Origin of the sequence: Nocardioides sp. (assembly GCF_047607365.1) — a bacterium.
Taxonomy (GTDB): domain Bacteria; phylum Actinomycetota; class Actinomycetes; order Propionibacteriales; family Nocardioidaceae; genus Nocardioides.
Genome location: NZ_JASGDD010000024.1, coordinates 15,403 through 28,015, shown reverse-complemented (window position 1 = coordinate 28,015; position 12,613 = coordinate 15,403). Strand labels below are relative to the sequence as shown.

Annotated in this window: 14 protein-coding genes; 6 read left to right on the top strand and 8 right to left on the bottom strand. The window is 71.9% G+C overall.

The genetic code is table 11. The annotated features are described in order from the left end of the window. Positions 1 to 525 (top strand): hypothetical protein (locus QM572_RS02190; RefSeq protein ID WP_415089557.1); only part of this gene is annotated, 525 nt, incomplete at its 5' end. Between the two features lie 265 nt (positions 526 to 790). On the opposite strand, the gene lysS is transcribed toward QM572_RS02190, so the two are convergent. Next, positions 791 to 2,467, bottom strand: coding sequence for a lysine--tRNA ligase (lysS, locus tag QM572_RS02185; protein ID WP_415089555.1), 1,677 nt, complete (start codon positions 2,465 to 2,467; stop codon positions 791 to 793). 88 nt (positions 2,468 to 2,555) lie between these two features. On the opposite strand from lysS, the gene QM572_RS02180 reads away from it, so the two are divergent. Both QM572_RS02180 and QM572_RS02175 read left to right on the top strand, forming a co-directional pair. Next, positions 2,556 to 3,548 (top strand): helix-turn-helix transcriptional regulator, encoded by a 993-nt coding sequence (locus QM572_RS02180; protein WP_415089552.1) that lies wholly within the window; start codon positions 2,556 to 2,558, stop codon positions 3,546 to 3,548. Positions 3,549 to 3,610: 62 nt separating this feature from the next. Then, positions 3,611 to 4,927, top strand: a complete 1,317-nt coding sequence (locus tag QM572_RS02175) for an adenylosuccinate synthase (protein ID WP_415089550.1) — start codon at positions 3,611 to 3,613, stop codon at positions 4,925 to 4,927. A gap of 3 nt (positions 4,928 to 4,930) precedes the next feature. On the opposite strand, the gene QM572_RS02170 is transcribed toward QM572_RS02175, so the two are convergent. Next, complete coding sequence (locus QM572_RS02170) at positions 4,931 to 5,776, bottom strand: alpha/beta hydrolase (RefSeq protein WP_415089548.1); 846 nt, start codon at positions 5,774 to 5,776, stop codon at positions 4,931 to 4,933. Between the two features lie 69 nt (positions 5,777 to 5,845). On the opposite strand from QM572_RS02170, the gene QM572_RS02165 reads away from it, so the two are divergent. Next, a complete protein-coding gene (locus QM572_RS02165; protein ID WP_415089546.1) occupies positions 5,846 to 6,397 on the top strand; it encodes a TetR/AcrR family transcriptional regulator in 552 nt (183 codons plus the stop codon). Between the two features lie 28 nt (positions 6,398 to 6,425). Here the strand turns inward: QM572_RS02165 and QM572_RS02160 are convergent, their stop codons facing one another. The 6 genes from QM572_RS02160 to QM572_RS02135 are packed head-to-tail and all read right to left on the bottom strand — an operon-like array spanning position 6,426 to position 9,688. Continuing rightward, positions 6,426 to 6,854: a hypothetical protein gene (locus QM572_RS02160; RefSeq protein WP_415089544.1), complete on the bottom strand. Its 429-nt coding sequence runs from the start codon at positions 6,852 to 6,854 to the stop codon at positions 6,426 to 6,428. Continuing rightward, positions 6,851 to 7,387 (bottom strand): hypothetical protein, encoded by a 537-nt coding sequence (locus QM572_RS02155; protein ID WP_415089542.1) that lies wholly within the window; start codon positions 7,385 to 7,387, stop codon positions 6,851 to 6,853. Before QM572_RS02155 ends, QM572_RS02160 begins: the two co-directional genes overlap by 4 nt. Next, positions 7,372 to 7,647 (bottom strand): hypothetical protein, encoded by a 276-nt coding sequence (locus tag QM572_RS02150; protein WP_415089540.1) that lies wholly within the window; start codon positions 7,645 to 7,647, stop codon positions 7,372 to 7,374. The genes QM572_RS02155 and QM572_RS02150 overlap by 16 nt, the downstream gene beginning before the upstream one ends. A 48-nt stretch (positions 7,648 to 7,695) precedes the next feature. Next, positions 7,696 to 8,403 carry a hypothetical protein gene (locus QM572_RS02145; RefSeq protein WP_415089539.1) on the bottom strand — a complete coding sequence of 236 codons (708 nt, stop codon included), beginning with the start codon at positions 8,401 to 8,403 and terminating at the stop codon, positions 7,696 to 7,698. Beyond that, positions 8,400 to 8,966, bottom strand: coding sequence for a hypothetical protein (locus QM572_RS02140; RefSeq protein WP_415089537.1), 567 nt, complete (start codon positions 8,964 to 8,966; stop codon positions 8,400 to 8,402). The genes QM572_RS02145 and QM572_RS02140 overlap by 4 nt, the downstream gene beginning before the upstream one ends. A 2-nt stretch (positions 8,967 to 8,968) precedes the next feature. After that, positions 8,969 to 9,688, bottom strand: a complete 720-nt coding sequence (locus tag QM572_RS02135; protein WP_415089535.1) for a hypothetical protein — start codon at positions 9,686 to 9,688, stop codon at positions 8,969 to 8,971. A 113-nt stretch (positions 9,689 to 9,801) separates the two neighbouring features. Between QM572_RS02135 and purD the strand changes: the two genes are divergently transcribed. Beyond that, positions 9,802 to 11,070: a phosphoribosylamine--glycine ligase gene (purD, locus tag QM572_RS02130; RefSeq protein WP_415089533.1), complete on the top strand. Its 1,269-nt coding sequence runs from the start codon at positions 9,802 to 9,804 to the stop codon at positions 11,068 to 11,070. A 92-nt stretch (positions 11,071 to 11,162) separates the two neighbouring features. Then, the gene (purB, locus tag QM572_RS02125) at positions 11,163 to 12,581 is read left to right on the top strand and encodes an adenylosuccinate lyase (protein WP_415089531.1); all 1,419 of its coding nucleotides are present in this window, start codon (positions 11,163 to 11,165) and stop codon (positions 12,579 to 12,581) included. Positions 12,582 to 12,613: the final 32 nt, after the last annotated feature.

Sequence of the window (12,613 nt, the reverse complement as noted above, 5' to 3'; positions counted from 1 at the left end):
GTCGTGCCGCCGGCTCCGGCGCCGACGCGGGCACGTCCGATGAGCGACTGGCCGCCGCCGTACGCCGCCGGCCCCGTCGCTCCGGTGCCGACGAGTCGTCCGGGCGCGATCCTCGGCGCGTCGATCCTCACCTGGGTCACCTCGGTGCTCGTCGCCGCCGTGTTCGTGACGCGCGCCGCGCTCCTGGTGATCGACCCGACGCCGGTCATCGACGAGATGCGGAGGACCAACCCCGACCTCCTCGAGACCGCCGGCGTCACGGCCGACCTGATTCGGGTCCTCTTCGTGCTGATCGCGGGCGGGGTGCTGCTGTGGGCGCTCGGGGCCTGCGTGCTCGCCTACCTCGTGCTCCGGCGGATCGCGTGGGCGCGGATCGTGCTGATCATCAGCGCCTCCTGTGCCGCCGCGTGCCTGAGCCTCGCGAGCGTCGCCACGCCGCTGCTGGTGCTGCCGCTCGCCGCCGCCGCCGCGGCGATCGGCCTGCTCGCCCGCGGCGACGTCTCGCGCTGGCTGAGCGCCCGCTGACCGTCACCCTGCGGGGTGCAACGGGTGTTTCAGCTCGCGCCTGCCCGTCGCCTCGTTCTCAACGGGTGTTCCCTCAACGCGTGTTTCCGTGCGATGCCCGGGCGCGGGCGGATCAACGGCTGTTTCTGGAAACGTCTGTTCGACCCGAGCGATGCGCTGCCACGGGCGGAAACGGCTGTTGAATTCGGCACCACGGCCGGCTGCGGGCGGAAACGGCTGTTGAATCCGGCGACTGGGCTCGGCGACCCGGGCGGTCCGCGCGACCTCAGGCCGTCAGCAGGCTGCGCACGGTCTCGTCCCCGAGCGCGAGGAAGAGGGTCGGGAGCCGGGGGCCGCGCTCGGCGGCGACGAGGAGGTCGTAGAGCAGCGCGAAGAACGCCTTCTGATCCGCCTTCACCTCCTCGGTCGGCGCGTCGGTCACGGCGAGACCGCGAGCGAGCTTCGGCACGCCGTAGATGACGGTCGTGAGCTCGTCGAGTGCGTAGTCCGCGGGCAGGTGCGCGAGCAGCAGCCCGATCCACTCCGACTCCTGCGCGCTGAGCTCGGCCAGGCGCGGAGCGGGGGAGGTGCGGACGGTGGTGCGGGCGTCCTCGTCGACGTACTCGGCGGTCCAGGCGCGCGCCCGGCGCAGTCGCGGCTCGAGGTCCGCGGGCTCGCTCACGGCGAAGCCCGACCCCGCCACCACCGACGTGATGACCGAGACGTTGCCGGCCGTCACGTCGGCGACCGAGGAGAGCAGCCGGAACGGCACCACGACCGGCGGGGTCGGCAGCGCGCCAGCGGCAGCGGTCGAGGTGGCCCGCTCCCAGGCGAGCACGGCGACGTCGCGCTTCTCGCCGACGGTCGCCTTGCGGGTGAGGGAGTCCCACTCGTCGTACAGCCGCACGACCTCGGGGCCGAAGTCGATGTTGAACGCCTGCTTGGGCTGGCGGCGGACGTAGAGCCAGCGCACCATCGGCGCCTCGAGCACCGTGAGCGCGTCGGCCGGGATCGGCACGCCGCCCGCCGAGGAGGACATCTTCTGCATCCCGGCGAAGCCGACGAAGGCATAGGCGACGTACGCCGGCGCTTCGCCTGAGAAGACCTCCGAGACGAGCTCCTTGCCCACCGTGTAGGACGATCCGGGCGTGGAGTGGTCGAGGCCGCCGGGCTCGAAGTCGACGCCCTCGTAGGCCCAGCGCATCGGCCAGTCGACCTTCCAGACCAGCTTGCCCTCGAACTGCGTGTCGAGGTTGGTGACCCCGGCGAATCCGCAGGTGTCGCAGGCGTAGGCCAGGTCGTGCGTCTCGTCGGACCACGAGGTGATGGTCGTGGTGTCGCGCCCGCAGGTGCGGCAGTAGGGCTTGTAGGGGAACCGGCTCAGCTCCTCGGTGGCCGCCACGTCGACCTCGTCCTCGTCGTCGGTCTCGATGTGGTTCTCGGCGGCGAGCGTGCGGTAGCGGGCGAGCACCTCCTCGATCTTCGCCCGATGCGCGATGGCGTGGAGGACCTGCTCGCGGTAGGCGCCCGCGGTGTACCGCTCGGTCTGGGAGATCTCCTCCATCTCCACGCCCATCTCGGCGAGCGCGGCGCGCAGCGGTGCCTTGAAGTGCTCCGACCAGTTCGGGTGGCACTCCCACGGGTCCGGGACCGCGGTGAGCGGCTTGCCGATGTGCTCGGCCCACTCCGCCGGGACGCCGGCGGGCACCTTGCGGTAGCGGTCGTAGTCGTCCCAGCTGTGCAGGTGGCGCACCGGGACGCCGCGGCGACGCAGCTCCTCGGCGACGAAGTGCGGGGTGAGGAACTCGCGCAGGTTGCCCAGGTGGATCGGCCCGCTCGGCGAGGCGCCGGAGGCGACCGTCACCGGCTTGCCCGGGTCGCCCGCACGCTCGTGGTGGCGGAGGGCGTCGTCGGCGGCGCGGGTGACCCAGTCGGTCGGTCCCCCGGAGGTCGAAGCGGGCATGGCGGCAAATCTAGTGGTGGCCGGGTGCGGCCAGCGACTCGGTTTGCGGCCGTGCCCTGCCGCGCGCGACATGCCCTAGCCTGCCGTCATGCCGCCGCGGACTCCGCAGACCCTGCTGACGGCGCTCGGCTTCTCCCGTCCCGCCGCGCGGCTCTACGAGCGGCTGCTGCCGCAGGACGGCCAGACCGTCGCGTGGATCGCGGCGGCGATGGACCTCCCCCCGGAGAGACTCCGGGAGCGACTGGATCCGCTCGTCGCCGGCGGCGCGGTCGGCATCGATGCCGACGAGCGGGTCCGGGTGCGGTCGCCCGCCGACGTCGTCAGCGAGCTGCTCCGCCTCTCCGCGCGGCGTGCGGAGGAGGCCGGCGAGCACCTGCAGGAGATCGCCGCGGTCCTCCCGCTGCTGACCGGCACGACGTCGTACGCCGGCGGCGACGCGGTCGAGCTGAGCGATCCGATCGACGGCGAGCTCACCTCCGGCAGCGACTGGGTCCAGCTGATCCGGACGATGCTGCGCTCCTCGGTCGGGGAGATCCTCTGGCTGCGGCCCGACCAGTGGAGCCTGCCGTGGGAGGCCCAGGTGTCGGAGGTCGTCGTCGAGCTGCTGGCGGCCGGCCGGCCGATCCGGGCGATCTACCCGGTGCGCGTGCTCGCCGACGCGCCGGAGTTCATCCGGCTGCGTGCCGTCCAGGGCGAGGAGATCCGGCTGCTGCCCGAGGTGCCGACCCGGATGATCGTCGCGGGCCGGTCGCAGGCCCTCTTCCCCGAGCCGCTCGGCCTGGGGGCCTCGCCGCGGACGACGGTGCGCCAGTCGGGCATCGTCGAGCTCGCCGGGTGGTACTTCGAGGAGCTCTGGGCGCGCGCCACGCCGCTCGCCGCGGAGCCCGCGGCGGACCCGGACGAGATGCGCCGCTTCCTGCTGGCACAGCTGGCCCGCGGAGCGCAGGACGAGCAGATCGCGCGCCGTCTCGGCGTCAGCCTGCGGACGGTGCGCCGTCGGGTGGCCGAGCTCCTGGCCGAGCTCGGGGCCGAGTCCCGCTTCCAGGCCGGCGTCGAGGCCGCCCGGCGCGGCTGGCTGTGACTCTGGCCGCGGCTCCGGCTGTGACTCGCGTCGCGGCCTGACCCGCCGGTAGGGTGACGCCAGTGCCAGCTATAGCGATCATCGGTGCTCAGTGGGGCGACGAGGGCAAGGGCAAGGCGACCGACCTGCTCGGCTCCTCCGTCGACTACGTGGTGAAGTTCAACGGCGGCAACAACGCCGGTCACACGGTCGTCATCCCGCAGCCGGACGGGTCCACCGAGAAGTTCGCCCTCCACCTGCTGCCGAGCGGCATCCTCACGCCGGGCTGCACGCCGGTGATCGGCAACGGCGTCGTCGTCGACCTCGGCGTGCTCTTCGAGGAGATCGAGGGCCTCGAGGCGCGCGGCATCGACACCAGCGACCTCAAGCTCAGCGCCAACGCGCACGTCATCGCGTCCTACAACCGCGAGCTCGACAAGGTGACCGAGCGCTTCCTCGGGGCGCGGCGCATCGGCACCACCGGTCGCGGCATCGGGCCGACGTACGCGGACAAGATGAACCGCATCGGCATCCGCGTCCAGGACCTCTTCGACGAGTCCATCCTGCGCGGCAAGGTCGAGGGGGCGCTGGAGCTGAAGAACCAGATCCTCACCAAGGTCTACAACCGCCGTGGCTTCACCGTCGACGCCATCGTCGAGGAGCTCCTCTCGTACGCCGAGCGGGTGCGGCCCTACGTGTGCGACACCGCCCTCCTGCTGCACGAGGCGCTCCTCGCGGAGAAGACCGTCCTGCTCGAGGCCGGCCAGGCCACGCTGCTCGACGTCGACCACGGCACCTACCCCTTCGTCACCTCCTCCTCGGCGACCGCGGGCGGCGCCTCGACCGGCAGCGGCATCGCGCCCGCGCGGCTGACGCAGATCGTCGGGATCGTGAAGGCCTACACCACCCGCGTCGGCGAGGGCCCGTTCCCGACCGAGCTGGACGGTGGACCCGAGGACCCCGCCGGCCACGGCGAGTTCCTCCGCAAGCAGGGCCACGAGTACGGCACCACCACCGGTCGGCCCCGCCGCTGCGGCTGGTACGACTCGGTCGTCGCCCGCTACGCCGCCCGGGTCAACGGCGTCACCGACTTCGTGCTGACCAAGCTCGACGTCCTCACCGGCCTCGAGCAGGTCCCCATCTGCGTGGCGTACGACGTCGACGGCGTGCGTCACGACGAGATGCCGGTCAGCCAGTCGGACTTCCACCACGCGACGCCGGTCTACGAGTACCTTCCCGGCTGGTGGGAGGACATCTCGGGCGCCCGCACGTTCGAGGAGCTCCCGGCTGCGGCGCGGGCCTACGTCGAGCGCTGCGAGGAGCTGTCGGGCTCGCGGATCTCGGTGATCGGCGTGGGTCCCGGCCGGCACGAGACCGTGGTGCGCCACCCGCTCATCTGACGCTCACAGGGCGGTGGAGAGGAAGTCCAGGACCGCGTCGACGACCTCGCCCTGGTGGCTGTCGATCACCAGTGAGTGACCCACCCCGGGGATCTCGACGAGCTCGGTGACGGCGCCCTTGTTCGCGCGCTGCCGCTTGTAGGCGGCGTTGGCCAGGGCGAACGGCACGATGTTGTCGCTTCCGCCGGTGATCACGAGCATCGGCCCGCGCTCCGGGTGGTGCCGGTCCGCCTTGGTGGCCGTGGACAGGTTGAGGTTGGCGAACGCCGCCTGGAAGAGCGGCCGGCCGGGCGCGGGCACATGGTGGGCGTCGTAGAGCTCGCGCGCCTCGTCCTCGGTGACGGCGTTGGCGAAGCCGTAGCGGAACTGGTCGAAGGTGAGCAGCACGGTCCGCGTCCGGTTGGCGGGGTTGCCGAGCACCGGGAAGGACGCCTTGAGCGCGCTGAACGGCAGCGGCAGGACGCCCTTGGCCGGGGCCGGGTCGATGCTGGCGGTGGCCACGCCGAGCCCGCGGCCGGCGAGGATCTGGACGATCAGGCCGCCGAAGGAGTGGCCGACGAGGACCGGCTTGCGGTCGAGCGTCGCGATCACCTCGGCGACGTGGTCGACGACGTCGGGGACGCCAACGCCGGCGAGGGAGTCCCCGCCCGCGCGGGCCGCGTCGACGGTGGCCGCGTCGCCGGGCCAGTCGACGGCGACGGGTGCGTAGCCGGCCGCCTCGAGGCGCGGCCGCCAGCCGTCCCAGCTCTCCGCGAGGAGCCACAGGCCGTGGACGAGGACGACGGGGGTGAGCCCGGAGGCGTTCGCGGCGGAGACCTGCTCGGCCTCGTGGGTGGTGATGGTGCTCATGGTTGCTGTCCTTCGCTAGAATGTGGAAAGAACGTTCGTTCTCGTTGAGATCAACCATGGAGCACGCTGATGGATTCCCGCAAGCCCCGCGACCGGCTTCTCCAGACGGCGACCGAGGTCTTCTACCGGGAGGGCGTGCACGGCGTCGGCGTCGATCGCGTGCTCGCCGAGGCGGGCGTGACCCGCGCGACGATGTACCGCCACTTCGCCGGCAAGGAGGACCTCGTGGTCGCCTGGCTCGAGGCCGAGGACGCGACCATCCGCGGGCTGTTCGCGCAGGCCGCCTCGGCCGGAGGCACGCCGGCGGAGCTGCTCGAGGCGGTGATCGACGGCATCGCCGCCGATGCCACCCGCCTGCACACCCGCGGATGCCCGTTCATCAACGCGTCGGCGGAGTACCCCGATCCGGAGAGCCCCGTTCGTCAGGTCGTACGCCGGCACCGCGCGTGGTTCCGCGAGACCCTCACTTCGCTGGCCGAGGCCGCCGACCGTCCGCAGCCGGCGCAGGTAGCCGCCCAGCTGGTGCTGCTGCGCGACGCGATGCTCGTCGGTCACTACCTCGACGGCGACGGCGTGGAGCCCGCCTTCCGTGCCGCCGCCCGCGCCGTCTGCGGTCTCTGAGTGCCGGGGACCGCCGCGCGGCCGTGGATCAGGCGGCCGGCGGCGTACCCGGGATGGAGAAGCGGGCCGGGGAGAGGCCGGTGCGGACGGCACGGTCGCCGAGGGCGTCCATGAACTCCTCGAATATGGCGACGCTGATGGAGCCCGACGGATCGGCGAGCACGACGTTGTCGGTGACGGGCAGCAGGGTCGCGGTGCCCTTGGGGTAGGCCGCGAAGGTGACGGTGATGCCGTCGTCACGGACGTGGATCTTCGGGTCGGTGAACGGCTCGGACCACTCCTCGGCCGTGCCCTGGGTGACGGCTGCTCCGGAGGGGTCGTCGAGGCCGGCGAACAGCTCGGCGCCGACGTACTGGACGCGCGGGTGCGCCTCGCCGGGAGCCGTGATCGACGGCACGCCCAGCTCGCTGGCGCCGTAGACCCGCGGCGTCAGGTCGGTGTCGGTGTTGGTCGTCATCGGTCGCTCCCCTGGTCGCTCCCCTGGTCGGTCGTGTCCTCGCGGGACTCGTACAGCCTTACCACGTCTGCCCACGTCCAGCGCAGATCCGTCTCCGGGACCGTGGTCGGGCGCTTGCGCTTCGACGCCGGTCGCCAGCGCAGCCAGTCGATCGGGACGACCTGGAGGCACACCGATCGCGAGCCCTCCGGGTCGAGGGCGCAGACGAGGACGACGGCGGACTCCTCGGGCACCCGTCCCAGCCCCCACCAGTCGGCGCGGTAGGCGCCCGACTCGGCCAGGGAGCCTGCGTAGCCGCTCGGGCCGGGTGCCTCGCCGTCGAGCTGGACGCTCCTGCCCCAGCCGGCACGGGCGGTGAAGGCGTCGCGCGCCTCGGTCCACAGTGCCGTGAAGCGCGGGCGCGCGTCGTCGCCCTCGCTCGCGGCCAGCCAGCCGAGCGGGATGATCCGGACCTCGCCTCGGACCAGCGTGGGGAGGTCGTCGACGCGCCCGTCCTCGAGCGCGGTCAGGGCCTGTGCTATCCGCGCAGCCACAGCCAGAGGTCGGGAAGCGGCTTCGGCGGCGACCATGATCTCGGTACCGGGTCGAGTTCCAGCTCCAGAGCCTGCTCCTCATCGAGCACCCATGCGGCGATCTGGAGCCGCTCCCCCGGGGACGGCGTGCGCCAGCGACCGTCGCTCATACGCTCCCGAGCCATCACGTCCAGGGGCCCGCCCTTCGCTCCTTCGGGGACGCGCAGCCACGCGAACTCCTCCTGGTGCGTAGGACCCGCATACACGGCGATGACGTTCACGGTCCGAGGTCGGTCCCACCCGTAGTGCTCGCCGCTCCCGAGCTGCATTCAGACTGCTCCTGCGATACTGCCGTCCGGCCATCTGGCGGCCGCCTCGTCGGTCAGACGGGCGTCGAGAGAGGTGAGCTCCAGATTCGCGGGGAGAGTCGCCGCTCCGGCGTCGCGAAGAATCTGGACAACGTTCGAGAGCACCGCGGCACTGAGCTCGTGGCCGGCCGCGAGGACGGGGATTGGACGCTCGCCATCCTGCCGGGTGACCGCCCACAGCTGCGCTAGCGTGCTCGCCTCGACCCGACCTGTGACGACGGACCTGATCGCGCTCGCCAGCTCGGGGGCGGGCGTGAGCTCGCTGTTCGCTGGCAGCTGCTCGCCACCGTCCCCGAGCGGCGAATCGCCGCGGAGCAACGTCGCGACGTCGGTCGCCGGCACCTCGATCGCGCTCGGCAGGGCAGGGTCGAAGAGCACTATGTCGACGTTCCAGCGATCGATCACCTCGGCGAGCTCGGCGGAGGAGAGGACGACGACGTCGTCGCTGCTCCGGAACGCTTCCCATGAGTCGAAGGAGAGGAACACCGGCAGCACGCGACGGTCGCCCTGGACGGCGACGCGGGGTGCGGTGCCGTCGTGGGCGATCGCGAGGCGGGTCGCGGGGAGGTAGCGTGCCACGGTGGCGGCGTCCCTCGTCGCGAGCGCCTGGCGGACGCGATCGACGGGCGAGGAGTCGTTGTCGGTCATGAGGCCTCCTTCAGTGTTCACGGGGTCCAGTCTCCCGGACTTCTGGACCACGGTTGGTTCACCCCGCCGACCGAGCGAATCTCTACGGCATCACCGGCGTCCCTGATGAGATATTCGGGCCAGCCGCCGGGATTGCCGTCCAGCGGAAGCGCCGGCCTCACCTCGGTCACATGGCTGGGGCGGCGAAGGATGCCCTCCACGAAGAAGCGCCCCGGGTTCTCGTCGGGCAGACCGGCGTCCCAGCGGAAGTCGCTCGAGTGGCGCGGGTCGACAGGCGTCCACGACTCGCCGAACGGACGCGAGCCTCGCTCGAGGCCGCCGATGTCGTCTTGGGCCTCGCCGAAGATGCGATAGACCGTCATGCCCTCGGTGGGGTTCTCGATCCCGTGTACCGCGGCCTTTTGGCTCTTCGGCATGTCGGGCAGGGCGGCCTTCAGTTGGTCGTCCAGCTCGGTGAGCTCGCTGCTGTTGCGCCGGTTCTTGGTGCCGTGGTTGCGGAAGTACGCAGCAAGGTTCTTGGAATGGACGGGCAGCCCGTCCAGGGCGTCCTTGAGCTCGCGTGCGACGGCGGCCATCTTCGTCATCGTCAGGCTCCCGTGATGTTCAGGCTCTGGAGGTCGGCGAGCAGGTTGTCGGTCAGGGTATCGATGTCGGTGGCGTGGGCGTTCATCTCCTCCGACGCAGCGTCGAGGGCGGCGAGGTCGGCGTAGAACTCGCTCGGGTCGCCGACGACCGACTCCACGATCGGCGCGTCCGCGATCGCGGCGAGGACCGCGGGGATGTGGTCGATCAGGGGCTCCATCGCCAGGGGGAGGATCTGGTTGAGCACCTCCTCGACGGCGATGTTCATGACGACGTCGAGGGCCTTCTTGCGCGCGATGATGAGGCCCGCCGCCACGGCGGCGCCGGCGCCGAAGGTGACGAAGGAGCTGGCGAGCGCGGAGACGACCTGGGCGAGGGTGATGGTGACGTCCGCGATGACCTTGATCTTCAGCGCCAGTACGCCGTCGGCCATGACGTCGACGCCGGTGGAGACCGGGCCGATCAGGTCGAGCAGCTTCTCGAGGTTCTGGGACCGGTTGGTGTTCCAGGCCGCGACGTAGGACGGGCCGGCCTGTCCCTTGAGCGCGTCGGCCAGCTCCAGGTTGACCTTCTGGTCCATCACCTGGATCTTCGCCTCGACCTCGTCGCGGAAGGTGCGCACCAGGTCGGCGCCGTGGTGCAGCTCGTCCTCGTCGATGTCGGGCCATTCGAAGCCGAGCTTGTCCATGATCCAGATGAGTTCGTCCGGCAGCATCATCCCCATGCCGGGACTCTAAGACAGGTGTGGGCGACTCGGCGATGGGGAGAACTCCCCATCGCCGATGGGTATCGGCCGCCGAGCCGGGGGGCACGGGTCTCCTACTAGGGTGAGGACCCGTGAGGATCCTCGTCGTCGGCACCGGCGGCCGCGAGCACGCTCTGGCCCTCAAGCTCGCGCGCGACGGCCACGAGGTCCACGCGGCGCCGGGCAATCCGGGCATCGCGGCCATCGGCGCCGTGCACGAGGTCGCCATCGCCGACCAGCCGTCGGTGGCCGATCTGGCCGTCGCGATCGGCGCAGACCTCGTCGTCGTCGGGCCGGAGGCGCCGCTGGTCGCCGGGCTCGCCGACGCCGTCCGCGATGCCGGCATCCCGGTCTTCGGCCCGTCCGGTGAGGCGGCCCGGCTCGAGGGGTCCAAGGCGTTCAGCAAGGCGGTCATGGAGGCTGCCGGTGTTCCGACCGCGCGCGCGATCGTGGCCGGGTCGCCCGCCGAGGCCGCGGCCGCGCTGGAGGAGCTGGGGGCGCCGTACGTCGTCAAGGACGACGCGCTCGCGGCGGGCAAGGGCGTCGTCGTCACCAACGACCGTGCTGAGGCGCTCGCCCATGCCACGGCGTGCGGCCGGGTCGTGGTCGAGGAGTTCCTCGACGGCCCGGAGTGCTCGCTCTTCGTCGTCTGCGACGGCACGACCGGGCGCGCGCTGCAGCCGGCGCAGGACTTCAAGCGCGTCTTCGACGGCGGCCGGGGCCCCAACACCGGCGGCATGGGCTCCTACTCGCCGCTTCCGTGGGCGCCCGCGGCTCTGCGCGAGACGGTGCTCCGCGACGTCGTGCAGCCCACCCTCGAGGAGATGGCCCGGCGCGGCGCGCCCTTCGTCGGATGTCTGTACGTCGGCCTCGCCCTCACCCGCTCCGGCCCTCGCGTCATCGAGTTCAACGTCCGGTTCGGCGACCCCGACATCCAGCCGGTGCTGGCCCTGCTCGAGTCCGACCTCGGCGAGCTGCTCCTCGCGGCGGCCACCGGCCGGCTGCGCGAGCTGCCCGAGCCGGTCTTCGCCGACGGCGCCTCGGTGACCGTGGTGCTCGCCTCGCGCGGCTACCCGGAGTCGTCCTCGAGCGGCGACGTGATCGCCGGTGTCGAGGCGGCGGCCGCGCATCCGCGGGTCGACGTGATCCATGCGGGGACGGCGACCGACGCGTCGGGACGGCTCGTGACCGCGGGCGGCCGGGTCCTCGCCGTACGCGCGGCCGGGGACTCGATCGCCGACGCCCGCGCCCGCGCCTACGAGGCCGCCGCCGAGATCGCCTTCGACGGCCTCCAGCGCCGCACCGACATCGCCGCCGAGCCCCTGGGAGTCGTGGAAGGCGCCGCCGTCCTCGACTCCTGAGGTCGCCCGTCCTCCCGCCGCCGACCGCGGGCACTGAGGGTCACCAGGTGACGCTGACGGCCCGCGGTCGGCGGCGTGGGAGAATGAGCGGCGTGGTGGTTCCCAACGTCCTGGCAGGGCGCTACGCGTCGGCCGAGCTCGCGCGGATCTGGAGTCCCGAGCACAAGATCGTGCTCGAGCGGCAGCTGTGGATCGCCGTGCTCACGGCGCAGCGCGACCTGGGCATCGAGGTGCCCGACGGAGTGATCGAGGCCTACGAGAAGGTCGTCGACACCGTCGACCTCGCCTCCATCGCGGCCCGCGAACGGGTCACGCGGCATGACGTGAAGGCCCGGATCGAGGAGTTCAGCGAGCTCGCGGGCCATGAGCACATCCACAAGGGGATGACCTCGCGCGACCTCACCGAGAACGTCGAGCAGCTCCAGATCCTCTCCTCCCTGCGGCTGGTCCGCGACCGGGCCGTCGCCGCGCTGGTCCGGCTGGCGCGGCTGGCGAGCGAGCACGAGGCCACCGTCATGGCCGGCCGCTCGCACAACGTCGCGGCCCAGGCGACCACGCTCGGGAAGCGCTTCGCCACCGTCGCCGACGAGATGCTGGTGGCGTTCCAGCGGCTCGAGGAGCTCATCGCCCGCTACCCGCTGCGCGGCATCAAGGGCCCGATGGGCACGGCGCAGGACATGCTCGACCTGCTTGACGGCGACGCGGCCAAGCTGGCCGAGCTGGAACGGTCGGTGGCGTCGCACCTGGGCTTCGAGCAGGTCCTCACCAGCGTCGGCCAGGTCTATCCGCGCAGCCTCGACTTCGACGTCGTCGCCGCCCTCGTCCAGCTGGTCAGCGGCCCCTCCAACCTCACCACCACCATCCGCCTCATGGCCGGCAACGAGATCGTCACCGAGGGGTTCAAGGAGGGCCAGGTCGGCTCCTCCGCGATGCCGCACAAGATGAACTCCCGCTCCTCGGAGCGGGTCAACGGCCTCGCCGTGATCCTGCGCGGCCACCTCTCGATGGTGAGCGAGCTCGCCGGCGACCAGTGGAACGAGGGCGACGTCTCCGATTCCGTCGTACGCCGGGTGGCGCTGCCCGACGCCTTCTTCGCGGCCGACGGGCTCTTCGAGACGTTCCTGACGATCCTCGACGAGTTCGGCGCCTTCCCCGCGGTGATCCAGCGCGAGCTGGACCGCTACCTGCCCTTCCTCGCCACGACCAAGGTGCTCATGGCCGCCGTCAAGCGGGGCGTCGGGCGCGAGGTCGCGCACGAGGCCATCAAGGAGAGTGCCGTGGCGGCCGCGTTGGACATGCGCCGCGGCCAGGCGGAGAACGACGTCTTCGAGAGGTTGGCGGCCGACGGCCGGCTCGGCATGTCGGTCGACGACCTGCACGCGCTGGTCCGCCAGCCGATCGAGTTCACGGGCGCGGCGGTCGCGCAGGTGCGATCGGTGGTCGAGCGGGTGGAGGCGGTCGCCGCCCGCCACCCCGATGCGGCGTCGTACGCGCCGGGGGAGATCCTCTGAGGCGCCGCTTGTTTGCCTATGTGCTGGCCAAC